This is a genomic window from Ameyamaea chiangmaiensis (assembly GCF_013376175.1).
GTDB lineage: Bacteria > Pseudomonadota > Alphaproteobacteria > Acetobacterales > Acetobacteraceae > Ameyamaea > Ameyamaea chiangmaiensis.
The window spans coordinates 38,576-65,008 of sequence record NZ_JABXXR010000002.1 but is presented as its reverse complement, the minus strand read 5'-3'; the positions used below and the strand labels follow the sequence as shown (position 1 = coordinate 65,008).

General features: G+C 65.3%; 23 protein-coding genes and 1 tRNA gene. 9 read left to right on the top strand and 15 right to left on the bottom strand.

The genetic code is table 11. The features are described 5' to 3' along the window. The 4 genes from HUK82_RS00775 to HUK82_RS00760 form a co-directional block, all read left to right on the top strand. A partial coding sequence (locus tag HUK82_RS00775) for a phosphopantothenoylcysteine decarboxylase domain-containing protein (RefSeq protein ID WP_305144395.1) occupies positions 1 to 512 on the top strand: 512 nt, incomplete at its 5' end. Continuing rightward, entirely contained in the window at positions 509 to 967 is a 459-nt protein-coding gene (gene dut / locus HUK82_RS00770; protein ID WP_176612119.1) for a dUTP diphosphatase, read from the top strand. The genes HUK82_RS00775 and dut, both read left to right, overlap by 4 nt. Before the next feature lie 116 nt (positions 968 to 1,083). Continuing rightward, positions 1,084 to 2,817 (top strand): ABC transporter permease subunit, encoded by a 1,734-nt coding sequence (locus HUK82_RS00765; RefSeq protein WP_264802226.1) that lies wholly within the window; start codon positions 1,084 to 1,086, stop codon positions 2,815 to 2,817. A 30-nt stretch (positions 2,818 to 2,847) separates the two neighbouring features. Then, positions 2,848 to 4,212: an ABC transporter ATP-binding protein gene (locus HUK82_RS00760; protein WP_176612118.1), complete on the top strand. Its 1,365-nt coding sequence runs from the start codon at positions 2,848 to 2,850 to the stop codon at positions 4,210 to 4,212. A 6-nt stretch (positions 4,213 to 4,218) separates the two neighbouring features. Here the strand turns inward: HUK82_RS00760 and msrA are convergent, their stop codons facing one another. Continuing rightward, positions 4,219 to 4,755, bottom strand: coding sequence for a peptide-methionine (S)-S-oxide reductase MsrA (msrA, locus tag HUK82_RS00755; protein WP_176612117.1), 537 nt, complete (start codon positions 4,753 to 4,755; stop codon positions 4,219 to 4,221). A gap of 10 nt (positions 4,756 to 4,765) precedes the next feature. Further along, on the bottom strand, positions 4,766 to 6,655 hold the full coding sequence (locus HUK82_RS00750) for a CocE/NonD family hydrolase (protein WP_246495055.1): 1,890 nt from the start codon (positions 6,653 to 6,655) through the stop codon (positions 4,766 to 4,768). Positions 6,656 to 6,919: 264 nt separating this feature from the next. Between HUK82_RS00750 and ilvD the strand changes: the two genes are divergently transcribed. Then, positions 6,920 to 8,782 carry a dihydroxy-acid dehydratase gene (ilvD, locus tag HUK82_RS00745; RefSeq protein WP_176612116.1) on the top strand — a complete coding sequence of 621 codons (1,863 nt, stop codon included), beginning with the start codon at positions 6,920 to 6,922 and terminating at the stop codon, positions 8,780 to 8,782. A gap of 173 nt (positions 8,783 to 8,955) precedes the next feature. Here the strand turns inward: ilvD and HUK82_RS00740 are convergent, their stop codons facing one another. From HUK82_RS00740 to HUK82_RS00725, 4 genes are all read right to left on the bottom strand, one after another. After that, entirely contained in the window at positions 8,956 to 11,649 is a 2,694-nt protein-coding gene (locus HUK82_RS00740) for a valine--tRNA ligase (protein ID WP_176612115.1), read from the bottom strand. A gap of 115 nt (positions 11,650 to 11,764) precedes the next feature. Next, positions 11,765 to 12,322, bottom strand: a complete 558-nt coding sequence (locus tag HUK82_RS00735) for a DUF2497 domain-containing protein (RefSeq protein WP_176612114.1) — start codon at positions 12,320 to 12,322, stop codon at positions 11,765 to 11,767. Positions 12,323 to 12,350: 28 nt separating this feature from the next. Continuing rightward, positions 12,351 to 13,784, bottom strand: a complete 1,434-nt coding sequence (locus HUK82_RS00730; protein WP_176612113.1) for a TolC family outer membrane protein — start codon at positions 13,782 to 13,784, stop codon at positions 12,351 to 12,353. A 57-nt stretch (positions 13,785 to 13,841) separates the two neighbouring features. Beyond that, entirely contained in the window at positions 13,842 to 14,531 is a 690-nt protein-coding gene (locus tag HUK82_RS00725) for a protein-L-isoaspartate O-methyltransferase family protein (protein ID WP_246495002.1), read from the bottom strand. 198 nt (positions 14,532 to 14,729) lie between these two features. Here HUK82_RS00725 and HUK82_RS00720 point away from each other — a divergent pair. Beyond that, positions 14,730 to 14,803: transfer RNA gene (locus HUK82_RS00720), tRNA-Cys, on the top strand. 89 nt (positions 14,804 to 14,892) lie between these two features. After that, on the top strand, positions 14,893 to 15,387 hold the full coding sequence (locus HUK82_RS00715) for a DUF2721 domain-containing protein (RefSeq protein WP_176612111.1): 495 nt from the start codon (positions 14,893 to 14,895) through the stop codon (positions 15,385 to 15,387). A gap of 9 nt (positions 15,388 to 15,396) precedes the next feature. On the opposite strand, the gene glk is transcribed toward HUK82_RS00715, so the two are convergent. Further along, positions 15,397 to 16,410, bottom strand: coding sequence for a glucokinase (glk, locus tag HUK82_RS00710; protein ID WP_256126876.1), 1,014 nt, complete (start codon positions 16,408 to 16,410; stop codon positions 15,397 to 15,399). 60 nt (positions 16,411 to 16,470) lie between these two features. After that, positions 16,471 to 17,292, bottom strand: a complete 822-nt coding sequence (locus HUK82_RS00705; RefSeq protein WP_176612109.1) for an SDR family NAD(P)-dependent oxidoreductase — start codon at positions 17,290 to 17,292, stop codon at positions 16,471 to 16,473. A gap of 127 nt (positions 17,293 to 17,419) precedes the next feature. Here HUK82_RS00705 and HUK82_RS00700 point away from each other — a divergent pair, with 127 nt between their 5' ends. Further along, positions 17,420 to 18,583 (top strand): GNAT family N-acetyltransferase, encoded by a 1,164-nt coding sequence (locus HUK82_RS00700; RefSeq protein WP_176612123.1) that lies wholly within the window; start codon positions 17,420 to 17,422, stop codon positions 18,581 to 18,583. Positions 18,584 to 18,602: 19 nt separating this feature from the next. Here the strand turns inward: HUK82_RS00700 and thiL are convergent, their stop codons facing one another. The 3 genes from thiL to nrdR form a co-directional block, all read right to left on the bottom strand. Then, positions 18,603 to 19,553: a thiamine-phosphate kinase gene (gene thiL, locus HUK82_RS00695; protein WP_176612108.1), complete on the bottom strand. Its 951-nt coding sequence runs from the start codon at positions 19,551 to 19,553 to the stop codon at positions 18,603 to 18,605. Positions 19,554 to 19,575: 22 nt separating this feature from the next. Next, the gene (gene nusB, locus HUK82_RS00690; RefSeq protein ID WP_176612107.1) at positions 19,576 to 20,067 is read right to left on the bottom strand and encodes a transcription antitermination factor NusB; all 492 of its coding nucleotides are present in this window, start codon (positions 20,065 to 20,067) and stop codon (positions 19,576 to 19,578) included. Between the two features lie 72 nt (positions 20,068 to 20,139). Continuing rightward, positions 20,140 to 20,634: a transcriptional regulator NrdR gene (nrdR, locus tag HUK82_RS00685; RefSeq protein ID WP_176612106.1), complete on the bottom strand. Its 495-nt coding sequence runs from the start codon at positions 20,632 to 20,634 to the stop codon at positions 20,140 to 20,142. 225 nt (positions 20,635 to 20,859) lie between these two features. On the opposite strand from nrdR, the gene HUK82_RS00680 reads away from it, so the two are divergent. After that, positions 20,860 to 21,327 (top strand): copper chaperone PCu(A)C, encoded by a 468-nt coding sequence (locus HUK82_RS00680; protein WP_218061480.1) that lies wholly within the window; start codon positions 20,860 to 20,862, stop codon positions 21,325 to 21,327. Between the two features lie 66 nt (positions 21,328 to 21,393). On the opposite strand, the gene glpK is transcribed toward HUK82_RS00680, so the two are convergent. The 4 genes from glpK to HUK82_RS00660 form a co-directional block, all read right to left on the bottom strand. Beyond that, entirely contained in the window at positions 21,394 to 22,887 is a 1,494-nt protein-coding gene (gene glpK, locus HUK82_RS00675) for a glycerol kinase GlpK (RefSeq protein WP_176612104.1), read from the bottom strand. Positions 22,888 to 22,946: 59 nt separating this feature from the next. Then, positions 22,947 to 23,819, bottom strand: coding sequence for an MIP/aquaporin family protein (locus HUK82_RS00670; RefSeq protein WP_176612103.1), 873 nt, complete (start codon positions 23,817 to 23,819; stop codon positions 22,947 to 22,949). 57 nt (positions 23,820 to 23,876) lie between these two features. Further along, entirely contained in the window at positions 23,877 to 25,451 is a 1,575-nt protein-coding gene (gene glpD / locus HUK82_RS00665; protein WP_176612102.1) for a glycerol-3-phosphate dehydrogenase, read from the bottom strand. Between the two features lie 188 nt (positions 25,452 to 25,639). Next, positions 25,640 to 26,431 carry a DeoR/GlpR family DNA-binding transcription regulator gene (locus HUK82_RS00660; protein ID WP_176612101.1) on the bottom strand — a complete coding sequence of 264 codons (792 nt, stop codon included), beginning with the start codon at positions 26,429 to 26,431 and terminating at the stop codon, positions 25,640 to 25,642. Positions 26,432 to 26,433 lie beyond the last annotated feature (2 nt).

The window sequence follows — 26,433 nt, the reverse complement described above, 5'->3', positions numbered from 1 at the left end:
CGCCCGGGGTCGAGCGAGTCGAGGTCGAAACCGCGTGGCAGATGCTCGCGGCCTGCCGCGATGCCCTGCCCGCCGATGTCGCCGTCTGCACGGCCGCGGTCGCGGACTGGCACGTCACGCCGACGCCCACCAAGATCAAGAAAACGCCTGGCGGCACACCTCCCACGCTGATTTTGGCAGATAACCCCGATATTCTGGCCGAATTGTCCCAGCCCTCCGCGCGTCGTCCCACGCTGGTCGTCGGGTTCGCCGCCGAGACCAACGATGTGATCGCCCACGCCACGGCCAAGCGCGCGCGCAAAGGCTGCGACTGGATCGTCGCCAACGACGTTCGGGCGGAAACCGGCATCATGGGCGGTCAGGACAATGAGGTCACGCTCATCACGCCCGACGGCGCGGAAACATGGCCACGTCAGCCAAAGACGCAGGTGGCGGCGGGTCTGGCCGCGCGGATCGCCGATATGCTAGCGGGCTGCTCCCCCTTGTCACCCCGCACCCCGGAGCCACGATGACTGCCCCTGTCCTGCCGATCCGCGTCACGCGCCTGCCCCATGCCCACGACCTTCCGTTGCCGGCCTATGCCACCGAGGGCGCCGCGGGGATGGACCTGCTGGCCGCCGTGACCGCCCCCGTGACACTGGAACCGGGCGCGCGCGCCGTTATCCCGACCGGGCTGTGCATGGCGCTGCCGTCCGGCCATGAACTGCAGATCCGCCCGCGCTCCGGCTTGGCGCTGAAGAACGGCATCGTATTGCCCAACGCGCCCGGCACGATCGACGAGGACTATCGCGGCGAACTGGGCATCATCGTCATGAACGCCGGAGACGCGCCATTCGTGGTCGAGCGCGGGATGCGAATCGCCCAAGGCGTTTTGGCGCCGGTCCTGCGCGCCATCTGGCACGAGGTCGAGACGCTGCCCGGAACGGCCCGGGGCACGGGCGGATTCGGCAGCACGGGCACGGCCTGACGGGACACCCGGCACCGGGCCGATAATCCTTCTGTTCCATCGCGCCCCACACACGGTAAGATGGGGCCTGCCGCACGACGCATCCTGTGTCATGCGCGAGGGAGGACGGTAGAAGCGTGTCAGGACGCACCGCAGCGTCGCCGCCGCGTCTCTTGGACAGACGGCCACACCCCGCCGATCTGGTCGCCATCCTGTGTGCACTGGGGCTGGTCGTCCTGCTGGCCGACGTGGTCCGCAACGTTCTTGCCCCGCCAGCGGGCGAGGCCTCGGTCGCCACGATCACCCTGGCGCCGTCAACACTGCCCTATGATGCGCTGTGCACGACGGCGAGGCTTCTGGCCGGTCTGGCGCTCGCGCTGCCGGTGGCCCTGCTTTACGGTGTCCTGGCGGTAAGAAGCCGAACGGCGGGGCTGATCCTCGTGCCCGCGCTGGATGTTCTCCAGTCGGTCCCGATCCTTGGTTATCTGACGTTTTCCGTCGTCGTCTTCATGGGACTGTTCCCCGGCACCATGGCTGGCGGCGAACTGGCGGCGATCGCGGCGATCTGTGCCGCGCAGGTTTGGACCATCGCGTTCGGCTTCCACCGCGCCCTGACGGCCTTGCCCACCGACCTCGGCGAGGTGGCGCGTGGCCTGCGCCTGACCAGTTGGCAACGGTTCTGGCGTGTCGAACTGCCATACTGCGTTCCCTCCTTGACATGGTCGGCCGTGTCGGCCCTGTCCGGTGGATGGTTCATGGTCGTCTATGCCGAGACGATCACCGTGGGCGGAACCCATGTCGTTCTGCCCGGCCTCGGCTCCTACGTCGCCGAAGCGATCGCCCGCAGCGACCTGCGTGCCGTGGTGGCCGCGATCGCGGTGATGGCCGCTGTCCTCGTCGCGTGCGACCAGATCCTGTTCCGCCCCCTGCTGTCGTGGTCCGAACGGTATCGCACCGACCAGCGCATCGGCCTGGTTGGTCGCGAACCCTGGGCCCTGGCCCTGGTGAGACGCGCGCCACTGGTGCGCAGCGTCGTATCGGCCAACAGCCGCATGATGACACGCCTTGCGCGTCTGCCCATCGGTGCACGCCCCACACTCGACCCCGGCGAACGACAGGCGAACACGGCCGCGCGACGCGTGGCGATGATTGTGTTGGCGGCCGGCGGCCTGCTCGCGCTCGCGCGGCTGACGCTCTACGGCCGGACCCATTTCTCGCTTGCCGATATCGGCGCCGTGCTGGTGCTGGGCGGCTTCACACTGCTGCGCGTGCTGGCCATGCTCGGGCTTGCGACACTGGTCTGGGTTCCGGTGGGCGTGTGGATCGGATTACGGCCGTCCTGGGCCGTGCGCGCCCGGCGCATTGGCCAGCTTCTAGCCGCTTTTCCCGCCAACCTGTTCTATCCGCTGTTCGTGGCTGCCATCGTCACCTTCGATCTGACGCCCGATCTGTGGCTGACCCCCCTCATCGTGCTCGGCGCCCAATGGTACATCCTGTTCAGCGTGATCGACGGCACGTCCGGCATCCCGCGCGAGGCGCTGGAGGTCGCGCGCCTGTATCGCGTCCGCGGCCTGCGGTGGTGGACCCGCATCGTGCTGCCTGCGATCGCTCCCTCGGTTCTCGGAGGAGCGCTGATGGCGTCCGGTGTGGCGTGGAATGCAGCGATCGCCGCCGAAGTCGCGCGCTGGGGCGACACCAGCGTGCACGCCCATGGACTGGGGGCCTATATCGCCGTTGCGACCCGTCAGGGCGCGTTCAACCATGTCGGGCTCGGCATGGTGGTGATGGCCGCCTACGTCGTGGGGCTGAACCGGCTGGTCTGGCACCCGGCGCGCGCGTTCGCCGAACGACGCTACACCCTGTATTCCTGACCCGGACCACTAGCCGAGAAAGTGCTGTCAATGGACGCCTCCTCTCCCGCCGAGCCGCCTGCCCCGCCGTCGCACAGACCGGGCGAGGAACTGGTCCGCGTCACGGCGTGCAGGCAGGCCTATCACAAGGAAAGCCTCTCTGACCTCGTCGTGCTCGATGCGGTGGACCTGACGATCCGCAGCGGCGAGATCGTGGGTCTGCTCGGCCGGTCGGGGTCGGGGAAGTCAACGCTTCTGCGCCTGATCGCGGGGCTTCTGGCGCCCACCGAGGGCACCATCACATGGCGTGGCGCGCCGGTCCGCGGGCCGGTCGAAGGGATCGCGATGGTGTTCCAGTCCTTCGCGCTGTTCCCGTGGCTCGACGTCTCCCAGAACATCGCGCTTGCCCTCGAATCCCGCGCGCTCGCCACGCCGGAGCGCGAGCGCATGGTGCGCGAGGCCATCGATCTGGTCGGCCTCGGCGGGTATGAAAACGCCTATCCGCGCGAACTTGGCGGCGGGATGCGCCAGCGGGTCGGTATTGCCCGCGCACTGGCAACGCGGCCCGACCTGATGCTGATGGACGAGCCCTTTTCGACACTGGACGTACTGACGGCGGAAAACCTGCGCACCGACCTGATCGAGTTGTGGGCCGAAAGAAAGCTGCCCGCCCGCTCGGTGATGCTGGTCACGCACAATATCGAGGAAGCGGTACTGCTGTGTGACCGGATCGTGCTCTTCACGGCCAATCCCGGTCGCGTCGCCCACGAGATAGCGGTCGCGCTCCCTCACCCCCGCAACCGGGAGGACGATGCGTTTCGTGTCCTTGTGGACCGGATCTACGGCCTGATGACGCGGCGGGCCGCCATCGTCTCGGAAGCGGAGATACTCGACCCGCAAGGCTCCGCCCCCCCGGCGCTGCCGCAGTATGCCGCGCTGCCGCGTCTGTCCGTGAGCGCCATGGCCGGAATGCTGGAGACGCTGGCCGCCGAGCCGCTGGCCGGCCGCGCGGATCTGCCACTGCTCGCCGCCCGGCTTCAGCTCGAGCTTGACGATCTCTTTCCCCTGGGCGAGTCCCTCCAGCTCCTGGAGTTCGCCGAACTGGAAGACGGCGACATCATGCTGACCGAGGATGGCGTACGTTACGTTCAGGCCGACCATGACGAACGCAAGGCGCTGCTGCGTCGCAGCCTGCTGCAGAACGTGCCACTGTTTCGCGCCATCCGCGCCGCCGTCGACGAGCGCGGAAGCCACCGCGTCGGGGCGGCACGGTTTCGTGAAACGCTGGAGGAGAGCATGTCGCCCGACTATGCGCGCCAGACCCTGGCCACGGTCATCGGCTGGGCACGGTATGCCGAACTGTTCGACTTCGACGAGGAAGCCGACCAGTTCGTGCTGACCGCCGAGGACGAGTAGACGTCCTCAGGCGGTCTTGAGCCTGTCGCGAAACAGCTTGCGCGCCTTGGCCACCTTGGGTGCCACGACGGCCTGACAATATCCCGTCAGCGGATTGAGCGCGAAGTAGTCATGGTGCTTGTCTTCGGCGACCCAGAAATGCGCCGGTCCCTCGATCGTGGTGACGATCGGCGCCGGCCAGATCGCCTCGGCGTCGATTTCCGCCCTCACCGCCTCGGCGGTCCGCCGCTGTTCGTCGTCGAGCGCAAAGATCACGGAGCGATACTGCGTCCCGACGTCGTTACCCTGGCGGTCGCGCGTCGTCGGGTCATGCGTCGTGAAAAACACGCGCAGCAGATCGGCATAGGATATCTGCTGCGGATCGAAACGGATCTCCACCACCTCCGCATGCCCGGTGCGGCCGGTGCACACTGCCTCGTAGCTTGGGGTGTCGAGCGTGCCGCCGGCATAGCCCGGCAGCACGGCCTCGACCCCGCGAAGGTCTTTGAAGACCGCTTCGACGCACCAGAAACATCCGGCGCCCAACAAAGCCTTCTGGGTCATCGCTGTGTCCTTACTGAACGACCGGCAGAATCACGCTGCTGGCCTGGCTTGCGCCTTCGTGGATCGTCTGCGTCGCCTTGACGTAGTCGCCGGGCTTCGCATCGAAGATGTTGGAGACATAGGTCTGCGGGTTGCGATCATAAAGGGGGAACCACGACGACTGGATCTGGACCATGATCCGATGACCCGGCTGGAAGACGTGGTTCACCGCCGGCAGGGTGAAGTGATACCGCTCCACCTGCCCCGCCGGGATCGCCTCGGGTTTGGCGAAATCATTGCGATAGCGTCCACGGAAGATATCCATCGAGATCGGCAACTCATAACCACCCATCGAAGGCTCGTCCGGAGTCTGGGCGGGGTAGACGTCGATCACCTTGACCACCCAGTCCGCGTCCGTCCCTGTCGTGGCGGCGAACAGATTGGCTTCCGGCACGCCGCTGACCCGCACGGGCGCCGTCAGCACCCCGGTCTCGAACGTCAGCACGTCAGGTCGCGCCTCGGCCTCGCGCTGGTCCGTGGTCAGCCACGGCTTCCAGCGCACGGCGTCGCTGAACGCATACGGACGATGGAGGAACGGCACCGGATGGGCCGGGTCGGAGACGTAGCTGTCCGACCCCTCACCCGGCATGTCAAAGCCGAGCGTGCCGCCCTGGTGCAGATAGATCGGCTTGGCGACACTGCCGCAACCCTTGGCGCACGACGACGGCCATGACTGGAAATGATCCCAGCGATTTTCGCCCGTGTTGTAGATGATCGCCTCCGGGAACATCGCCTCCGGCGCGCCGGGCTTGAGGTAGCGATCGAAGAACGGGCGCATCACGTCGCGACGATACTGTTCGGCCGTGTCGCCTTCGAAATGCAGATCGCCCAGCGCCGAGCCGTTATAGTTCACGCCGCTGTGCCGCCATGGCCCCATCACCAGGATGTTCGGCACGGTCTGCGGCTTCTGCTGCAGGGCCTGCCAGGAGTGGATCGCGCCCCACATGTCTTCCTGATCCCACAGGCCCTGTTCCCAGATCGTGGGCACCGACAGGGGGTGCGCGGCCAGCAGCTTGTCCAGAGCCTGTTGCTGCCAGAACGCGTCATAGGCCGGGTGGGCGTGCACGCGCTGCCACCACGGGAACTGCTCCAGCCCGGCGGCGCGCGCGAAGGCACCGGCCGACCCGGCCCGCAGGAAATTGGTGTAATCGTCATGATCGACGCGCGGGATCGTGTCACCTTCGCCGCGCACCGTCATCTGCTCGGTGAAGTAGTCGAAGCCGCCCTGGCGGAACGCGCCGTAGTGGAACCAGTCGTCCCCCATCCAGCCATCGACCATCGGGCTTTCCGGGGCCGCGACTTTCAGCGCCGGATGCGGATGCAGCAGCGCCATCACCACGGTAAAGCCCTCATACGACGAACCCGTCATGCCGACCCGGCCATTGGACTCGGGCAGGTTTTTCACCAGCCAGTCGATCGTGTCATAAGCGTCGGTCGTCTCATCCGTGCTGGTCGGGTTGAGCGGCCCGATCGGCGGCCGCGTCATGACATAATCACCCTCCGAGCCATACTTGCCACGAATGTCCTGAAACACCCGGATGTAACCGCCCGCCACGAACACGTCGTCACCCTGCGGCAGGATTTCGCGCATGGTCAGCGCACCGGGCGTGCGGTTCAGCCGTTCGGACGCATGGTAGGGCGTGCGCGTCAGCAGGATCGGCGCGTTGCCGTGCGCACCCTTTGGGATCACGATAACGGTGTGCAGTTTCACGCCGTCGCGCATCGGGATCATTACATCGCGCTTGATATAGTCGCGCGCGTCGATCGGCAGCTTCGGGTTGGCGGGAATGTCGCTGCCGGTCTGGACCGACAGCGGGTCGGGCTGCCCGGCCTGCGCGCGCGCGTTTGCCAGGGTCAGCAGCGGGGTCGATACGCCGATCGAGAGGGCCAGCAGCGCGTGGCGGAAAGATAGCTTGGTCACAGTGATCTCCGCAGGTGTTACCGGAGTTTAGGCCATGATCGGGATTGCGCGGCAAGGCAGGTTGGCGATCAATAAAGTTATAAAATGCGTGTCTTTTCGGACATAAAATTACGTCTCAGCTGGAAAGAGGGTGGATTGCCGCTGAAACCTCCTATATGTCGCAGCGTATCCATACCCCGCCCACTGGAAATCGAAGTCGTCGCCATGCCCGCATATCGCTCTCGCACCACGACCCATGGCCGCAACATGGCCGGAGCCCGCAGCCTGTGGCGCGCCACGGGCATGAAGGATGGCGACTTCGGCAAGCCCATTATCGCGGTCGCCAACTCGTTCACGCAGTTCGTACCGGGTCATGTGCATCTGAAAGATCTGGGCCAGCTCGTGGCCGCCGAAATCGAGGCAAACGGCGGCGTTGCGAAGGAATTCAACACGATTGCCGTCGATGACGGGATCGCGATGGGCCACGGCGGCATGCTTTACAGCCTGCCGTCGCGCGAACTGATCGCCGACGCCGTCGAATATATGGTCAACGCCCATTGTGCCGACGCGCTGGTCTGCATCAGCAACTGCGACAAGATCACGCCTGGCATGCTGATGGCCGCCATGCGCCTGAACATCCCGACGATCTTCGTCTCGGGCGGCCCGATGGAAGCCGGCAAGATCGTCAAGGACGGGGTGATCCTGCGTGCGGACCTCGTGACGTCCATGGTCTCGGCCGCCAATCCCGACGTATCGGACGAGGACTCCGAACAGATCGAGCGCTCGGCCTGTCCGACATGCGGCTCGTGCTCGGGCATGTTCACCGCCAATTCGATGAACTGCCTGACGGAGGCGCTGGGCCTCGCACTGCCGGGCAACGGTAGTCTGGTCGCCACCCATGCCGACCGCCGCGAGTTGTTTCTGCGGGCCGGGCGCGAAATTGTCTCCCTCGCCCGTCGCTATTACGAACAGGACGACGCCTCCGCCCTGCCGCGCTCCATCGCCACGCGCGAAGCGTTCGAGAACGCGATGACCCTCGACATCGCGATGGGCGGTTCGACCAACACGGTTCTTCACCTCCTGGCCGCCGCTCATGAGGGTGAGGTTTCGTTCTCGATGGCCGATATCGACCGTCTGTCGCGTCGCGTGCCCAACCTGTGCAAGGTGTCGCCGTCGCGTTCTGACATCCATATGGAAGACGTGCATCGGGCCGGTGGCATTCCCGGTATCCTCGGCGAACTGGATCGCGCGGGTCTGCTGCACCGCGACGTGCCGTGCGTGCATGCGCCGACGCTCGCCCTTGCTCTGGACACATGGGACGTGCGGGGCGCGGGTGCGGAGAATGCGGCCGCCGCGACGTTCTTCAAGGCTGCCCCCGGCGGGGTTCGCACCACGCAGGCCTTCTCCCAGGCCAGCCGTTATGCCGAGCTTGATCTCGACCGCAGCGCGGGTGCCGTGCGTGACGTTGCCCACGCCTTCAGCAAGGATGGCGGTCTGGCGGTCCTGTTCGGCAATCTGGCCGAGGACGGCGCAATCGTTAAGACGGCGGGCGTCGCCCCCAGCCTGCTCTCTTTCTCGGGCCCGGCGCGCATTTTTGAAAGCCAGGACAGCGCCGTGCACGCGATCCTGAACAACCGTATCGTCGCCGGGGACGTGGTCGTCATCCGTTATGAAGGGCCGAAGGGCGGCCCGGGCATGCAGGAAATGCTATATCCGACGAGCTACCTGAAATCGAAGGGGCTCGCGGAAAAATGCGCCCTTATCACCGATGGGCGTTTCTCGGGCGGAAGTGCCGGTCTGTCGATCGGCCATATGTCGCCCGAGGCCGCCGAGGGGGGGGCGATCGGCTTGCTGGAAGATGGTGACATCATCGTCATCGATATTCCCAACCGGGTCCTGCGGGTCGATCTTGCCGACGCCGACCTCGCCGCGCGCCGCGATCGTATGGAGCAGAGAGGCGATACGGCCTGGACGCCAGAGCGCGACCGTGTGGTGTCACAGGCGCTGCGCGCTTACGCACTGATGACCACAAGCGCCTCACGCGGTGCCGTGCGCGACGTGTCGCAGGTAATGCGCCGCTCGCGCTGATTTATTCCTGTCGGAGCGCTTTCTGGCGCCCCGGCAGCCGACCGACACCGCGCACACCACCGGGAAAGCAACGCATTCGCCATGGATTGTGCGGGACGGGCAAAGCGCGCAGCTCCGGGCCGCGCGCGCCACGTAACGGGGTTACGGTCTGGATCACCGCACCCCGACGACGATCAGATGCGTGAGAGTGCTGCCTCCAGCCGCGCCTTGTCGGCCTCAAAACTCGCCAGACGGTCGCGGTTTTCCTCAACGACGTCGGGCTTGGCTCGGGCAACGAAGTCGGCATTGTTCAGCTTGCGCTCGACCTTGCCGATTTCATCGATCGCCTTGGACAGTTCCTTTCCAAGACGCGCCCGTTCGACCTCAAGGTTGATCAGCCCGGCGAGTGGAAGCACCAGCGTTGCTTCCCCCAGAACGGCCTGAGCCGACCCGGCCGGCATCACCTCCCCGACCTCTCCGATTTCGGAGACGCGGGCCATGCGTCCGATCGTCTCTTCCCATGCGCGCGCGCGCGCCAGCGTGCCCGGCGCCGCATCGCGCAGAAGCACCGGCGACAGACGCGACGGCGGAACGTTCATCTCAGCACGCACGGTCCGGATTTCCGTGATGAAACGTATGACCCAGTCCAGCTCCTGCTGCGCGTCCTCGCTGCCTTCAGGCACGTTGGCGACGGGCCAGGAGCTCGTCATCAGGCTGCCTTCGGGCCCGAAGCCAAACGCGTGCCACAGCTCTTCGGTCACATAGGGCATGCCGGGGTGAAGCATTTTCAGGACGGTGCCCAGAACGTGTGCCGCCACCGCACGAAGCTCAACGGCTTCGGGCGTATCCCCCGATGAGAACACCGGCTTTGCAAATTCCAGAAACCAGTCGCAGAATCGGTTCCAGACGAAGCGATAACACGCGGCGGCATACTCATCGAAGCGAAACGCCTCCAGGGCGGAAGTCACCTGTTCCACGGCGTGCGAAAGCTCAGCCAGGATCCAGCGAGCCAGGACGCCTTGCGCGGTGGCGGGATCGAAGTCCGAAACCGGCGCCACCCCGTTCATTTCGCAAAAGCGTGCCGCGTTCCAGAGTTTGGTGACGAACGAGCGATATTCCTCGACCCGCTTGCGCCCAAGCTTGACGTCACGGCCCTGTCCCGTCAGCGCGCAGATGGTAAAGCGCATGGCATCGGCGCCATAGTCGTCGATCAGCTCCAGGGGATCGATGCCGTTCCCCTTGCTCTTCGACATCTTCTGGCCCTTCTCGTCGCGCACGAGGCCATGAATCAGAACCTGTCGGAACGGGACGTCCTTCATGAAATGAAGGCCCATCATCATCATCCGGGCGACCCAGAAAAAGATGATGTCGAACCCTGTGACGAGAACATCCGTCGGGTAATAGCAGGCGAGCGCCTCGGTGCTGTCCGGCCAGCCAAGGGTCGAAAACGGCCAGAGCGCGGACGAGAACCAGGTGTCGAGCACGTCCTCGTCCTGCACCACGGGCGTGTCGTCCCCGTAATGCTGACGGGCCTGCGCGCATGCGTCCGCCTCCGAATGGGCCACGAAAACCTTACCGTCCGGCCCGTACCACGCGGGAATGCGATGCCCCCACCACAACTGCCGGCTGATGCACCATGGCTGGATATCGCGCATCCACGCGAAAAAGGTATTTTCCCACTGACGCGGAACAAACGTCACGTCCCCTTTTTCGACGGCTTCGATCGCCGGAGCCGCGAGCGTTGCGGCATCGCAGTACCACTGCGTCGTCAGACGGGGCTCGACGACCGCTCCCCCGCGCTCGGCATGGGGGACCTGATTGCGGTGCGGCTCGATTTTCTCCAGCCATCCGAGGCGGTCGAGTTCGCCTACGATCCGCTTGCGGGCGTCTTCCCGCGAGGCACCCTCCAGCGCGCGCACGAACGCAACATCCGCGAGGCCCTCGATCGACACGAGATCGTCCACGATGTCGGCAAGCGTTATGCGCGCCCCTTCATCAAGCACGGACGGCATCGCCAACGCGTGCCGACGCCCGACCTCATAATCGTTGAAGTCATGCGCCGGCGTGATCTTGACCGCGCCGGACCCCTTCTCCGGATCGGAATGTTCATCCGCGACAATGGGAATGCGGCGCCCGGTCAGCGGCAGGATCAGGTTACGTCCAATCAGCGCCGTATAGCGTGCATCCTCCGGGTGCACCGCCACCGCGACATCCCCCAGCATCGTCTCGGGGCGTGTCGTCGCAACGGTGATCGTGACATCCGTTTCGCCCTCGACCGGGTAGCGGATGTACCAGAGAGAGCCGTTGACTTCCTTATTCTCGACTTCAAGGTCGGACAGCGCTGACCGAAAAACCGGGTCCCAGTTCACCAGGCGCGTATCGCGGTAAATCAGGCCTTCGCGAAACAACGTGACGAACACTTCCCGAACGGCCTGCGACAGGCCGTCGTCCATCGTGAAGCGCTCACGCTCCCAGTCGAGGGATGCGCCGATACGACGCAATTGCTGGGTGATGGCACCGCCGGATTCACCCTTCCAATGCCAGACGCGTTCGACAAAGCCGTCCCGTCCGAGATCCTGACGGGTCGGACCACCCTCCGCCGCCAACGCCCTCTCGACCACAAGCTGCGTCGCGATTCCGGCGTGATCCGTACCCGGCTGCCAAAGGGTGTCGCGGCCCTGCATCCGTCGCCAGCGAATCAGGGTGTCCTGCAACGTCATCGTCAGGGCATGCCCCATGTGAAGCGTGCCTGTGACGTTGGGAGGCGGGATCATGATGGTGAACGGCGCACCCTGCCCCGCAGCACCCGCCGCGAAACGACCGCTGTCCTCCCACCGGCGATACAGCGCGGATTCACGATCGGAGGGCGAGAAGGATTTGTTCAACATCACTCGAAAACCAACAGCTGGACACAGACCGGGTCCGCGCGCCGGATACGCGCGGAGCAGGCTTCCTTCTCAGGCAAAAGGTCTGAAAACACCAGCCCAAACGGTAACGAGGCGTTCAGCGTGTCTTCTGCATCTTGGCGATCTCGGCCCGGACCATGTGCTCGACCAGTTCGGGTAGATGGCTGTCGAGCCATCGTTTGACCAGTGAACGCACCTCCTGGCGGACAAGACCCTCCAGGGTCACGGCTTCCGGTGCGGGTTCGCTGAGGACGGGAATAGCACCGATGTCCTGGATCGCGCTGTGCAGGGTCTCGAACGAACGGGCCGTCAACTCCTGTGTGGTGTGATCAAGCAGCGCTTCGTCGGCAATCGGCCGGGGAGAGGGTGCCGGAACCGTGTCCCCCGACGCGGGCAGCGCTTTGGGTGACGGCACGGTCGCCTGGATATCGGAAGCGGCAACCAGAGGCTGCTCCTCCACATCGGACGACGGGACGGCCGCTGGCGGCACGTCGGCCGGGGGTGACGAGACGCGCATCGACCGGTCGAGCGTCAGGGGCGCGTCCCGACCGGGAACGGCGCCCGGGTCCTCGTTCAGGACACGGCGTATGGACGAGAGAATCGTGTCGATCGCCGGATCGTCGTGTTCGTGCGCGTGGACAGTGCTGTCAGTCATGGTCTGATCCTTCCCCGGACAGGGTGAATCAGCGACCCGACTGACCCACCGCATAGTCGTTGATACCCCACAGACGGTCCTTGACCGCCTTGTAGTACGCTTTTTCGTCGTAGAGCGGCACGTCGAGCTTCAGGTCCACCGCCGTCAGTCGACCAATCGCGGCCGCCACCTGATAAGACGCGTTCACCAGATTGCCGAGGCTCTGCACCAGCGCGATCTGCGACTGCAGCAGGGTCTCCTGCTGCTGCAGCACTTCGAGCGTGGTGCTCGTCCCCACGATGGCCTGGCGCTCCACCCCGTCCAGCGCCACGACGTTGGACGACACAGCGGCGCGGTTGCTGACGAGAGCCGCTCTGTAGGACATCAGTTGCTGCCAGTTCGATGACGCAAGCTGTTGCGCCGACCGTCGCTGGACCATCACCTCGTCATGGGCGGCCTGCGCCTGCTGTCTGGCCTGCCGAACCGCCGCATACTCGGAACCGCCCTGGTACACCGGCACCTGAAAAATGATTTCGCCGTATTTGTTTTCGTTGAACTGGTGCCCCAACCCCTGATTGACGCCGCGCATATACGCGAGTTCTGCCGAGACTTTCGGCATGATGGCGGCGATTGCGACCGCCACAGCGTCTTTTTGCGATGCTTCGGTGAACAAAGCGTTAATTATGTTCGGATTATTGTCCAAAGACTGCTGAACCGCGTCCTTTTCCGACCCGACGGGAAGGATCAGCGGCTGTGGGGGCTCCAGATTGGGCGGCGGGGCAACCCCGACGATCTGCAGATAGGTGGCCTGCGCCGTCTGCAAAGTGCCCTCGGACTGCTGCCGTGTCGCCGTCGCCGATGCCAGTGCCGCGCCGGCCTGAGCCACGTCGGTCCGGGTCAGCTCGCCCTCCTGGAACCGGCGCTGCGTCGCACGCAACTGGGATTGCAGGACCTTTTCATTGTTGATGTTGAGCTGAAGGGTCTGCTCGTCCTGCACGACGGCGACATAGGCGCTGACGACCTGCGCGAATACCTGCTGTTCAGTCGCGATCAGCTTGGCCCGTTCGGCCATCACCTTGTTGACGGCCTGATGCGTAGATGCTGTCGTCTTGCCGCCGGAATAGAGCGGCTGGGTGACGGTCGCCGTGGCCATGTAACCAGGTGATGCATACGTCCGGTAATAGCCCGGCACGTCGGCCTGACCAGTGTAGTTGTTAACGCCCTCGTAATACGTCAGGGCCATCTGGCCCGTCAGCGTAGGGCGCCACCCCGCCAGCGCCGTAGGTACCTGCTCGTCCGTGGACCGCAGCATCGCGCGCTCCTCTCGCAGGCTGGGATTGCCGAGATAGGCGGTCGCGAGCGCCTGCTGGAGCGTGTGCGGCACAAAAGTGGGGGACCCGGTGCCGTCGTATTTTTGCGCCAGTGCGGAGGTACTGGTCAGAACCGCTGTCAGTCCCCACCCGAGACCACGAAGAGCTTTCAAACAGGCCTCCTGCACGCATCTACAATGACCCCGCCTTATCGGCGGGGTCTCAGGGTGTCAGAACGAAAAGACGGGCGCGAGCGCGAACGCCGGCAGAACCGGCACCGCCGCGTCGAACAGCGGTGTCACCGTCAGCGCAGCCTGCAACCGGGTGGCGATGAACGCCGACGGCACACGTCCGGGAGAAGCGAGCACACCGGCCAGACAGCCATCCGCCACCAGTTGTGTCACGAGCGGCTCGGGAACCTGGGCCACGCCACCGTCGATGAAAATCAGGTCATAGGGCGCCAGGGCCGGGCATCCGTCGGACAGCGCACCGTCGGCCCACGTAACGCCGGGGGCGTGACGCGCCGTGAACGATCGACCCAGCGCCGCCCGTTCTGCGTCGGATTCCAGAGCCGTCACCTCCGCCCCGAGCCCCGAGATAAGGGCCGCCGAGTAACCACCCGAGGCGCCCACCACCAGGACCCGGTCGCCAGCTTGTATGTCGCAGTTCTGCACAAGGCGTGCCACCACGCGCGGCTCGGTCAGGAACCGGCCACCACCCAGTGGCAGGCTCTGGTCGGCGTACGCGAAATCGCGCAGCGACGGCGCAACGCACTCTTCGCGGGGTAGCACGCGCATCAGGGCGATGATCCGGGGATCGTTGATCTGGGCCGGTCGTATCTGGGCATCGACCATGCGCTGCCGTGCCGCATCGAACTCATGTGCTCGCTGGACCGACCGGTCGGCAAGTGACTGGCTCAAGTGTTTTCCCCTGAAATGTGACGGATCCTCGTGCCGCGCGCGCGGTTCTTGACGACATGTTAGGCGCGCGCGCGCCACGCCGCCAGTCCCTACACGCACGTCGGGTTCGACCATGGAGGAAACCTCGCCGCGACGGAAGCTGAGGCAAGCGCTTGACCGCAGACAGAGAAAGGTGGATACAGCGGCCTTCGCCGGGCCGGTCCGATGGCAGAATGGTGATGCAGCGGACTGCAAATCCGCGTATGTGGGTTCGATTCCCGCTCGGACCTCCACCGCCCGGTGAAATTACCGCATTCAATAAGATACAGCCACGGGCGCGCGCCTCCGGCCCGCTGGCCGGAACACAGCACAACACCACCCGATGAACTTCCCCTTCTCCACACTTGCGACCGATTCGGTCGGCGATCTCGCCCATTTAATCCAGACCGCGTTGACACCGGTCTTCATGCTGTCGGGCATCGGGACGCTGCTCAATCTTTTCAACACCCGCCTCGCGCGGGTGTCGGACCATATGGAAAAGATCGACGATCAGATCACAGCGGCGGATGCGGACGCCGATATCCTTCACCTGCTTCGGCGATTGGTCCGGTTGCGCCGACGCGTCGTCATGCTCGATGCGTCGATCCTGTTCGGCGGCTGTGGCGGGGCGGCGACGTGCGGCGCGGCGCTGGTCCTGTTCATGGGCAGCGTCCGCGACAGCGCGCACGGGTCATGGCTTGTCGCCATGTTCGGGGCCGCCCTTCTGTTCACCGTGCTCGCCCTAGCTTTTTTTCTTGGCGACAGCCTGTTGGGCTGGCACTTTCTTCACACCGAAGGGCCGCTGCGACGCACCAAAGAGGGCGTCGACAGCGACTGACGCGGGGCCTCAGGTGTGTTGGGCAGCGAACGCGGCGGCCGCGCCGAACAGACCCGGCTGCGGATGGGTGATCAGCTTGACCGGCGTGCGCGCCATGATCGATTCGAATCGCCCCTTGGCCACGAATCGCTCCTGAAAGCCCGAGCGGGGCAGATGATCGGCCAGCCGAAGGCCCAGACCGCCCGCGATGACCACGCTGTTCGCACCATGGGCCAGCGCCAGATCGCCGGCGAACGAACCGAGCCCGAGGCAGAATCGCTCAAGTGCTGCGGCCGCCATGACGTCACCGCCGTCCAGCGCCATGCTCCACAGTGCCTTGTCATCGCGCGTCTTGACGGTGGCGTTCTCGATTTCCGCGATCGCCTCATACAGGTTGACAAGCCCAGGCCCGGACACAACACGTTCCACCGACACACGGCGATACCGCATCCGAAGGCGGGCGAGAATCAGGTCCTCAAGCCCGTCGACCGGCGCGAAATCGATATGGCCGCCCTCGGTCTCCATGACGAAATACCGCTCGTCGCGCCGCATCAGGCACGCCGCGCCAAGGCCGGTGCCGGGCCCGACGATCGTCGTGACGCCGCTGGTCGGAAGGGGGACGTTGGGTCCGCAGAGATGGCGAAGGTAACGGTCCTCGACCTGTGCCACGGCATGGCCGACGGCACCGAAATCGTTCACCAGCACGGAGTGTGAAATCCCGAGCCGCTCGTTCAGATTGGAGCGCTGGATAACCCACGGATTGTTCGTGAGCTTAAGGATGTCGCCCTGGATCGGGCAGGCGACCGCGATCGCCGCCGCATCCGGCAGCGAGCGGCCCGAGTTGTGCGCGAACGCCTCCCACGCCAGGGCAAGACTGGCGTGCTCCGCGCACTTCAGGGTCGTTGCCTCCCCCAGTTCCGCCACACGGCCGTCTGCCACGGTTGCGATTGCGAAACGCGCATGAGTCCCACCAATATCGACGGCGACGATTTCCCGCATGGGCGGACATCCTTGTTCTTGTGATCCTGCCCCACACCAGAGCAGATCAGCCCGTTTTTTTTACCGTTCGCAGCCATCCGGTAGGACGTCAAGGCGCTTGATTCGTTACGGCAGACGCGTCTGCCGGCTTTTCAGTCGACGCATGATGGTATCGCGCGCCCCTCGTGGCAGGAACGTCCCGATGACATTCAGGATGCGAAAGACGGGGGGAAAAACAACCTCCGCGCGATTGTCGCCAACGGCGCGCATGATCAGACGGGCCGCCTTAGCGGAGGTCACGAGAAACGGGCGCGGCCCGATCAGGCGGCGGCTCATGGCCGTGTCAACAAAGCCTGGCGCCACGAGTGTCACGCCCACACCGCGCGACGCGATCGACAGCCGCAGCGCATGGGCAAAGCGGGCCAACCCGGCTTTGGAACCGCTATAGGCCGTCGCGAACGGCAGGTCGTGAAATCCGGCGACCGAGCCGATCAATACAATGTGGCCGCCACCGCGCCCCGCCATGCGTCCGGCGAGTTCGGTCGCCAGAGCGGCCGGAGTGGCGAAGTTGACCACGGCCGTGTCGAATACGGTCTGCGGCGACTCGATTACCTCCTCCGGATTACGGATATCGCTGACGCCGGCACCGAGCACCGCGAGATCAATTCCGCCGCCTTCCGCGGGGCCCGCGTCGTCACCTCGGACTGCCTCCAGCGCCGCCGGCCCATCTCTCAAGTCCAGCGCCCGGGTCACGACGGTCGCGCCGCGCGCACGGCATTCGGCCGCCGCCTGCGCGAGTCGGGCCATATCACGCCCCCACAGCACGAGCGTTCGACCCGGCTGCGCCATCGCCACGGCCAGCGCCGAGCCGATCCCCCCTGACGCACCCGTTATGAGAATGCGCCCAAAGCGCGGGTCTAGCTTGCCTGATGTAACGGGTCGCGGCATGAACAGGTCCTTCGATCGTCAGGGCCGTCCGGCCTGGGAAGGCGGCGCAGCGTGGTGGAACTTCGTGACGGCAGGTCCAGCGGGTCTGGACGACGGCTTTACGAAGCGGAAAGGTATGAAGAGCGCAATGAACGAGCAGGCCCCAGTGATCGTCACCCCCGTTGGGGACGCACGCGCACTGAAGACGTTCATCCGTGCCCCTCGCCTGCTCTATCGTGGCCTTGCGGGCCACGTCGCCGCGCTGGACATGGAACAGCGCGATCTTTTACATCCCGATCACGGCGCATTTTTCAAGCATGGGCGCGCGCAATATTTTCTAGCCCATCGCGGCGCCCGGCTGGTGGGACGCATTTCCGCCCAGATCGATCCGGTGTCCATCGCGCATTGGGGACGCAAGGTCGGCATGTTCGGCGCGCTGGATGCCGAACGCGATCCCGAGGTCGTCGCGGCGTTGCTCGACGCCGCCTGCGACTGGCTGACCGCGCAGGGCATGGATTTGGCGCAGGGGCCCTACACGATCAATCCGACCGGCGAATTCGGCATCATGATCGAAGGGCAAGGCGAATACCCGATGATCGGCATGCCGTGGCATCCGCCCGGACTGGGCGATCTGGTCGAAGCTGCCGGATTCTCGGCCGCCCGCGACCTGCTGGCCTACCAGATGCCGGTCGGCCCGGACGCGGAGCGCGCCCATCTTCTGCCTGACAGCCTGAAGATGGGGCAAGGTCGGCTCGGCACCGTCACGACCCGTGGGCTGGACCGCCGCAATCTGGCGCGCGACGCCGAAATCCTGCGCCAGCTCTATAACGACGCCTGGGCCGATAGCTGGGGATCGGCGCCCCTTCAATCGCATGAGGTCGTGAGCCTGATGCGGCAGCTCAAACCCATGCTGCGTCCCGAACATTACGTGCTGGTGGAGATCGAGGGGCGCCCGGCGGGCTTCGCGCTGGTCGTTCCCAACCTTTACGATATCGCGGGTGATCTCGGGGGAGCGCCGTCGCCTCTGGGCTGGGTGAAGCTAGGTACCCGCATCCTGCGCCACAGCTTTACGTCCGCGCGCGTGATCCTGCTGGGCGTCAGTGCCGAACTGCGCAACACCCCCCTCGGCGCGCTCCTGCCCGCTCTGGTGATCGGCGAGCTGATGAAGCGCGGGCGTGCCCTTCCCTATCGCATGGTCGAACTCGGCTGGATTCTCGAGACGAACATGCCGATGCGGCGCCTGATCGAACGCGTCGCGCCCGAGCCGTGCAAACGCTACCGCGTCTATGAAAAGGCGCTGAGCGGTCGCTGACCGCGTGCCGGGCGGGCGCTCAGACGTCGTCCGGCAGATGCGTCCAGCCCGGCCGGGCGAAGAGCAGCGGCCGACCCGCCTTGTCCCATACCCGCACATCGGATCGTCCGGCGACACACTGCCCGATCCGCGTCACGGGCACGTCGCACGCGTGGCAGGCCGCCCGGAGTGCCTCGGCCTGCGTGCGGGGCGCCGTCAGAAGCAGTTCGTAGTCGTCGCCGCCGGTCAGGCACAGCTCCAGATGCTCGGGTGCGCGATCGGTGCGCGGCACGCGGTCCGCGTCGATATCGATACCCACCCCGCTTGCGCGGGCAATATGGCCGGCGTCCTGCACCAGACCGTCGGAAATATCCATCGCCGCCGTGGCAATGCCCGCCAACGCGAGACCCAGGCGTGGTCGCGGCACGCGGTAGCGATCGGCAAAGAAACCGTCCCTGTCCGGCCACCCATCGCGCAGGACGCGCAACCCGATCGCCCCGTCGCCAATCGTCCCGGTCACCCAGACATCGTCGCCCGGCCGTGCGCCGCCGCGCAACAGCGCCTGCCCCGGTGCCACATGTCCCAGAATCGTCAGCGACAGAACAAGCGGCCCCGTCGTGGAGGTGGTGTCGCCGCCCAGAAGGGTAAGCCCGAACGTTGCCTGGTCGTCGGCCAGCCCGGCCGCGAAGGCCGCGAACCATGCGTCGTCACCGCCCGGCGGTCGACTGACGGTTAGAAGATAACCCAGGGGCGCGGCCCCCATGGCCGCCAGATCTGACAGGTTGCACCGCAGCAGCTTGCGGCCGATGGTCCGCGCGGGATCGTCAGGCAGGAAGTGGAGACCCTCGACCATCGCATCGACTGCGACGACGAGCGATCGTCCCGCAGGCGGGGTCAGCACCGCCGCGTCGTCGGTCAGATCAAGGGCCCCGGGCCCTGAAAGAGGGCGGAAATGCCGCCCGATGAAGGAAAACTCGGCCGGAAGCGTCATTCTGCGCCTCTGACCGCCGTCATCATGCGTCCTGCCCGTTCGGCGCCTGTTCGCGCGCCAGACGATCGAGGATCGCGTTGACCATCTTCGGCTCGTCGCCGGAGAAGAACCCGTGCGCCACGTCCAGATACTCGTTGATGATCACGCCCGCGGGGGCCTGCGCGGCCATCAATTCGGCAACGGCGGCGGTCAGAAGGGCGCGCAGCACCGGGTCGAGGCGCCCCAGCGGCCAGCCGGAGGGCAGCACCGGTTCGAGCCGCCGCAGGATACTCTCGCGGTTGCGGTCGGCATCACGGACGATCGTCACAAAAAGCCCGCGGTCGGCCTGCGGGGCCTGTCCGTCGTCGAATGAGGAGTCTTCGCCACCTTCGAGACGGTGGCGCTCGAACTGCACGATGATGGACTCGGCGGCCTCGCCACCCCCCTGCTCCTGCTGGAACAGTGCCTGCACGGCGGCAACACGGGCGATCGTGCGCGAGCGGGGCGCGCCGGGGTGTGGATCGGTCGTGGTCATCGTGTCCTCAACTCAAGGCCCGGATGGACGGGCGGGGCCGCTTCTTCGCGCGTTCGACGCGTCAGGTCCAGTCTAATCGTCCGATGGCGCGACGGAAGGATCGCTGCCGGGCGCGGTACCTTCACGCATCGACGTCAGGATGGACGAGAAATCCTGTTCCTCGCGGAAATCACGATAAACGCTGGCAAAGCGCACATAGGCGACGCCGTCCACTTCCCGCAGCGTATCCATCGCCAGTTCACCGATACGGGCCGAGGGAATATCGGTGTCTCCCGACGATTCGAGGCGCGTAACCAGACCTGTGACGATCCGCTCGATCCGTTCGCTCTCGACGGGCCGCTTGCGCAGCGCGATCCGGATCGACCGGGTCAGTTTCTCGCGGTCGAACGGCACTTTGCGTCCGTCGGTCTTCACCACCGTCAACTCGCGCAGCTGTACGCGCTCGATCGTCGTGAACCGCTGCCCGCACGAACTGCAAAACCGCCGGCGCCGGATCGCGACGCCGTCCTCATTGGGGCGACTGTCTTTGACCTGCGTGTCGTCGTGGCCGCAAAAAGGACATCGCATAACGTCACATCACTCCCGTCCCGAACCTCGATGAGGGCTGCCCGATCTCCCGAGGAATGTCGCGATTTTCTAGCGTATATGGGATATTGAGGAAACACGCGGCGGCGTTGCCGGGCCGCCTTGATCAGGAGCGAAAGACACGTGGCGCGCAACTTCCAGACCCGACCCCGATTTAAGGCCATGCCGTTCGGGATGTGTTTCCGCGTAGCTGTGGCGGGCACCCTGATGACCGGCGGACTGAACGTCGCCCGCGCGCATGATGTTTCGCCGGTCGCCGGAGAGTCCGCGCCCCAGACAGCCCCGGACGATATTCGCATCACACATCCGTCGGCGATCCTGGTCGGCGAGAACAAGTCCATCGCCGCATTGTTCATGACGATCACCAACCACGGCGGGACGGTCCATCTGATCGACGGCGTATCGTCGCATGACTGTTCGGATTTAGCCGCGTCAAGCGGCCCGCAGGAACCGGGTGAGACCGAAGAGGCCCTGTTCACCCATCTGGCGCTGCCCGCCAACACGACCCTCGTCTTCCCCAGCAGCGGTTTTCATCTGGTGTGCCACGGTCTGGGCGGTCGGAACGACACGACCCCGACAACGGCAGACGCGCCGACTCCGTCTGAGGTGACCGTCGTGTTCCACTATCGCGGCGGCAGTTCGTCGACAGTCGTCTTTCCCATCGCCAAGGCCTGATATCCCCTCGACAGGGAAGTCCACCGTGCCCCCGAACCACACTCGGGGGCACGGCGACGGACCGTGTCAGGCGGCCTGTGACAGGGTGCGGCGCACCGCCTGATGCCAGCCGTCGATCATGCGCTTGCGCTGCGCACCCTCCATCTGCGGCTCGAACATGGAGCTGCGCGACCACGTGCCCGCGACTTCATCCAGGCTCGACCAGACGCCAGTCGACAGACCCGCGAGGAAGGCCGCGCCCAGCGCCGTCGTTTCAAGGTTTTTCGGCCGTTCCACCTTCGCCTGCAACATGTCGGCCAGAAACTGGCAGAACCAGTCATTGGCGGCCATACCACCGTCTACCCGCAGCGTACTCGCCGTGCCGCCGCCATCTTCGCGCATGGCTGCCGCGAGATCGAGCGTCTGGAACGCAACCGACTCCAGAGCCGCGCGGGCAATGTGCGCCGCTGTCGCGTCCAGCGTCAGGCCGCAGATCAGACCACGCGCCTCGGGGTCCCAGTGCGGCGCCCCGAGCCCGACGAACCCGGGCACCATGTAAACACCGTGGCTGTGCGGGATACGCGTCGCCATGTCGTCGGTCTGCGAGGCATGCGTGATGAGATGAAGCCCGTCGCGCAGCCACTTGATCGCGGCTCCGGCGACGAAAATCGCGCCCTCGAGCGCATAGGTGGTCTTGCCGCCGATCCGGTAGCCGATGGTCGTCAGCATGCGGTTGCGTGATTCCACGGGCTTGTCGCCGGTGTTGAGCAACATGAAGCAGCCTGTGCCATAGGTCGACTTGGCCATGCCGGGCTGGAAGCAGGCCTGTCCGATCACCGCCGACTGCTGATCACCCGCCATACCGCCGATCGGGATCGCACGGCCGAACAGGGCGGGGTCGGTCTCGCCGAAGATGCCGCTGTTGTCGCGCACTTCGGGAAGCAGGGCTTCAGGAACGCGGAACAGCTTCAGCAGATCCTTGTCCCAGCACTGTCGATGGATGTCGAACAGCAGGGTGCGACAGGCATTGGTGATGTCCGTCGCATGCACGCGTCCACCGGTCAGGTTCCACAGAAGGAAACTGTCGATCGTGCCGAACGCCAGTTTCCCCGCTTCGGCCTGCGCGCGCGCGCCCGACACGTTGTCGAGGATCCAGGCGATTTTCGTTGCGGAGAAATATGGATCGAGCAGCAGGCCGGTCCGCTCGCGCACCAGTGTCTCCGCGCCGTCCTGACGCAGGGTCTGGCACAGCGATGCAGTGCGCCGGTCCTGCCAGACGATCGCATGATGGATTGGACGACCCGTCTCGCGGTCCCAGACCACGATCGTCTCGCGCTGGTTGGTGATGCCGATAGCCGAGATTCGCTCGTTGCCACCCACACCCTCGAGAGCCTCGCGCGCGGTGCGGACCACGTCGCGCCAGATCTCCTCGGCGTCATGCTCCACCCAGCCCTGGTCGGGGTAGAACTGGCCGAACTCAGTGCGTGAGGTGCTCAGAGCCTCGGTATCGGCGCCGAAAACGATGCTGCGGGTCGAGGTCGTGCCCTGATCGATCGCCAGGATAAGGTTCTTTTCAGTCATGGAGATGTCCTTCCCATGCGGCCGGTGTCGTCCGGCCCTTGTTCATTACGCCGACTGTTTCAGGAGTGGCTGTGGGCGCCGAACCGCTCGGCCGGCAGCGCTGTCTCGGTCAGCACGACAGGCGTGGGCGCCATCGGTTCGACAAGGCGCTCCGGCATGAACGGCCGGATCAGCACGTAATACGCTCCCCCACCGACCAGACCGCCCAACGTCGGACCCAGTACCGGCACCCACCAGTAGTTCTGCGGCGCCGGCAGCGCCTGCGGACCCCACCCGGCAAAGTAGCAGAAAAGCCGGGGCCCGAAGTCGCGCGCCGGGTTGATCGCCCATGCGTCGAGATAGCCGGCGGAGGCACCGATCGTCGCCACCAGAAGACCGATGATCAGTGCGCCGGAGTTCGCCTGCGGCGCCATGGTGTTGTATTCGCAGGTAATGGCGAAGATGCCGAACACCAGCATCCCCGTCAGGATCGTCTGCACCAGCAGCGAATGCATCGGCGTCACCGCCTCGCCCGGATGGGTGAAGAACACGCCCGCCGCACCGCCGTCCAGTGCCCGCGTGAAGTGATGCACTTCATTAAAGTGATCGATCACGGGCGAGAACAGGGCATACACCGCCGCCGCGCCGAGGAAGCCGCCCAGGACCTGGGCCACGATATAAAGCGGCGTTTTCTTCCACGAGAACCCACGGAACGTGGCCAGAGCGATGGTGACCGCCGGGTTTGCGTGCGTGCCCGACACGGCTCCGGTCACATAGATCGCAATGGTGACGCCCAGTCCCCAGACGATGCACACACCCCAATAGGCAGTTTTATATGGGCTCGGGTCATACAGCGTGTACATCGCCGCCACCGAATCGCCGAACAGGATGATGATGAAAACGGCGACCATTTCGGCGATGAGCTCGCCCAGAAGCTTCTTATCAATTTTCATTGCGTTCACCGATGATTGTTCTTGTTGGGGTTCCAGACCCGTTGGAGATAAAACTCTCTAGGCCGCCGAGAGCGTACCCGTTGAGGCGGGCTGCGCGGGCACGCCGCTCTGACGCCGCTGTGCGATGTAGGCCTCCACCCGCGCCGCCTGTTCCGGGGCGATATGCAGCCCCAGTTTCGAGCGGCGCCACAGCAGATCGTCCGCGCACCGCACCCATTCCTGCGCCATGAGATAGTCGATTTCGCGCGCCGTCAGCCCGGCGCCGAAATCCTCGCCCATTGTCTCCCGCGTGGCGGCATCGCCCACGATCAGATAGGCGCAGGAGCCGTAGGATCGCACCAGCCGCTCCGCCGTGGCCTGATCGAGAAACCCGGCCTGCGTCCGCAGACGCGCCACCGCACCGTCGAAGCCGCCAGCACCGAGATCGCCGCCGGGCAGAGGCTGGGTGCCGGTCCAGGACGGCTTTCCCAGAACCGGCATCAGCGGCGCCAGTTTCTCGATCGCGTGCTCGGCAAGTTTGCGGAACGTCGTGATCTTGCCGCCGAAGATCGACAGGATCGCCGCCCCGCCACTGGTGTCGACATCAAGGACATAGTCACGCGTCACGGCAGACGCGTCCTTCGCCGCATCGTCATACAACGGGCGCACGCCCGACCATGCCCACACGACGTCGTCTGGCTTCACCGGCGTGCGGAAATACCGGCTGACGCTGTCGCACAGATAGCGCGTTTCGTCAGCGTCAATCTCGACACGGTTCGGATCGGATTCGAATGGAATATCCGTCGTGCCGATCATGGTGAAATCCTGCTCGTACGGAATGGCGAACACGATCCGCTTGTCCGGATTTTGCAGGATGTAGGCGTGATCGCCATCATACAGCCGGGGCACGACGATATGGCTGCCTTTCACCAGCCGCACGTTTTTCGACGTTTGCAGCTTGAGTGTGTTGTGCAGCATGTCGGCGACCCACGGCCCGGCCGCGTTGACCAGAATGCGGGCGTGAACAGTCTGCCGCGCGCCGTCGGCGTCCTCGATCACCGCCTCCCAATGGTCGGCATGGCGCGTTGCGCCGACCAGACGCGTATGCGTGCGAATGTCCGCTCCCCGGTCCCGGGCGTCCATCGCGTTGAGCACGACAAGCCGACTGTCGAGCACCCGGGCATCCGAATAGATGAAGCCGCGCGCGTAGTCGTCGCGGATCGCCCGGCCGCTGATGTGGCGGTCGAAGCGAACCGACTCCGTCTTGGGCAGCGTCATGCGCGGGCACAGATGGTCGTACAGGAACAGGCCGAGCCGCAGCAGCCACGCGGGTCGCACCAGCTTTGAATGCGGCAGGACGAACCGGATCGGCCAAATGATGTGCGGCGCGATCTTCAGCAGCCGCTCCCGCTCGATCAGCGCTTCGCGGACCAGCCGGAACTCGTAATATTCGAGGTAGCGCAGGCCACCATGGATCAGCTTCGTGCTGGCCGACGACGTATGCCCGGCAAGATCGTCCTTCTCCACCAGCATCACCGACGCACCGCGTCCGACGGCATCACGCGCTATGCCGGTGCCGTTGACGCCGCCGCCCACGATCAGAAGATCGACACGCGCATCAGGTGGGACAGTCTGCGGATTCGAAGCGAGCATGGAAAATTCCTTTCCGAATGTTCGTATCCGAACATAATGCTCATCCGCAATTCGTTTTCGCCGCTCGACGTTCTCTTTTATGTGATAGTGCCGCGCGATCCGGTGAGAATCCGCCAAGCATCGCTCATGCCAGCCTCGAGAGTCGCGCGAATGTTCGGAAACGAAGATTGCCCACGCGGGCGAAGCTCTCAGAGCTCAGCGATATGCAGCCGTGTGCCGGCCCGCTCCAGGATTTCGCGCAGGCGCGCTGGCGGTACGCGGTCGGTCACGAAATCATGGACTGCTGTCACGGGGCCGACCCGGCCCAGCGGATGGCGCGTGAACTTCGTATGGTCGGCCAGAAGGACGACGCGACGCGCATTGCGCATGATTGCGCGCGCGCACTCGATCTCCTCGACATCGAAATCCATCAGGGAACCATCGTCCTCGATGCCGGAAATACCGATGACGCCGATATCCACACGATAGTTCCCCAGGGCCTCCGCCGCGGCCGGCCCCACGATTCCGCCATCGTGGCTGCGCACCCGGCCACCCGCCACGACGACCTTGAAATCGGACCGGGGTGCCAGCATCGCGGCGACGTGCAGGTTGTTGGTGATTACCTGCAACGCCTGATGGCCGCCAAGCGCCTGCGCGAAAGCTTCCGTCGTCGTCCCGATATTGATGAACAGCGAGGCATTGTCGGGGATCAGGCGCGCGGCACGACGCCCGATGGCTTCCTTTTCGCGGCGATTGAGAATCTGCCGCTCCGTATAGGCAATGTTCTCGACCGATGAGGGCAGTCCCGCCCCCCCGTGATGTCGGGCCAGCAGGCCTTGGTCGGCGAGATGGTTGACGTCGCGGCGGATCGTCTGAACCGTGACCTCGCACTGGCGCGCGAGATCCTCGTTCGACACATAGCCACGGTTGCGGACCAAGGCGACGATCGCCGCCAGTCGCCGCTGGGCGGGCGTGGCGCCGCCGGGAATCTCGGACGTCATGG

What these genes read in the sequence shown, in the direction of transcription:
- HUK82_RS00700 (WP_176612123.1), top strand. Translation starts at nt 17,420, where the DNA reads ATGAACGAGCAGGCCCCAGTGATCGTCACCCCCGTTGGGGACGCACGC.
- HUK82_RS00715 (WP_176612111.1), top strand. Translation starts at nt 14,893, where the DNA reads ATGAACTTCCCCTTCTCCACACTTGCGACCGATTCGGTCGGCGATCTC.
- HUK82_RS00670 (WP_176612103.1), bottom strand. Translation starts at nt 23,819, where the DNA reads ATGAAAATTGATAAGAAGCTTCTGGGCGAGCTCATCGCCGAAATGGTC.
- nrdR (WP_176612106.1), bottom strand. Translation starts at nt 20,634, where the DNA reads ATGCGATGTCCTTTTTGCGGCCACGACGACACGCAGGTCAAAGACAGT.
- glpK (WP_176612104.1), bottom strand. Translation starts at nt 22,887, where the DNA reads ATGACTGAAAAGAACCTTATCCTGGCGATCGATCAGGGCACGACCTCG.
- HUK82_RS00660 (WP_176612101.1), bottom strand. Translation starts at nt 26,431, where the DNA reads ATGACGTCCGAGATTCCCGGCGGCGCCACGCCCGCCCAGCGGCGACTG.
- dut (WP_176612119.1), top strand. Translation starts at nt 509, where the DNA reads ATGACTGCCCCTGTCCTGCCGATCCGCGTCACGCGCCTGCCCCATGCC.
- HUK82_RS00705 (WP_176612109.1), bottom strand. Translation starts at nt 17,292, where the DNA reads ATGCCGCGACCCGTTACATCAGGCAAGCTAGACCCGCGCTTTGGGCGC.
- glpD (WP_176612102.1), bottom strand. Translation starts at nt 25,451, where the DNA reads ATGCTCGCTTCGAATCCGCAGACTGTCCCACCTGATGCGCGTGTCGAT.
- ilvD (WP_176612116.1), top strand. Translation starts at nt 6,920, where the DNA reads ATGCCCGCATATCGCTCTCGCACCACGACCCATGGCCGCAACATGGCC.
- nusB (WP_176612107.1), bottom strand. Translation starts at nt 20,067, where the DNA reads ATGACCACGACCGATCCACACCCCGGCGCGCCCCGCTCGCGCACGATC.
- HUK82_RS00680 (WP_218061480.1), top strand. Translation starts at nt 20,860, where the DNA reads ATGACCGGCGGACTGAACGTCGCCCGCGCGCATGATGTTTCGCCGGTC.
- HUK82_RS00760 (WP_176612118.1), top strand. Translation starts at nt 2,848, where the DNA reads ATGGACGCCTCCTCTCCCGCCGAGCCGCCTGCCCCGCCGTCGCACAGA.
- thiL (WP_176612108.1), bottom strand. Translation starts at nt 19,553, where the DNA reads ATGACGCTTCCGGCCGAGTTTTCCTTCATCGGGCGGCATTTCCGCCCT.
- msrA (WP_176612117.1), bottom strand. Translation starts at nt 4,755, where the DNA reads ATGACCCAGAAGGCTTTGTTGGGCGCCGGATGTTTCTGGTGCGTCGAA.
- HUK82_RS00735 (WP_176612114.1), bottom strand. Translation starts at nt 12,322, where the DNA reads ATGACTGACAGCACTGTCCACGCGCACGAACACGACGATCCGGCGATC.
- HUK82_RS00740 (WP_176612115.1), bottom strand. Translation starts at nt 11,649, where the DNA reads ATGTTGAACAAATCCTTCTCGCCCTCCGATCGTGAATCCGCGCTGTAT.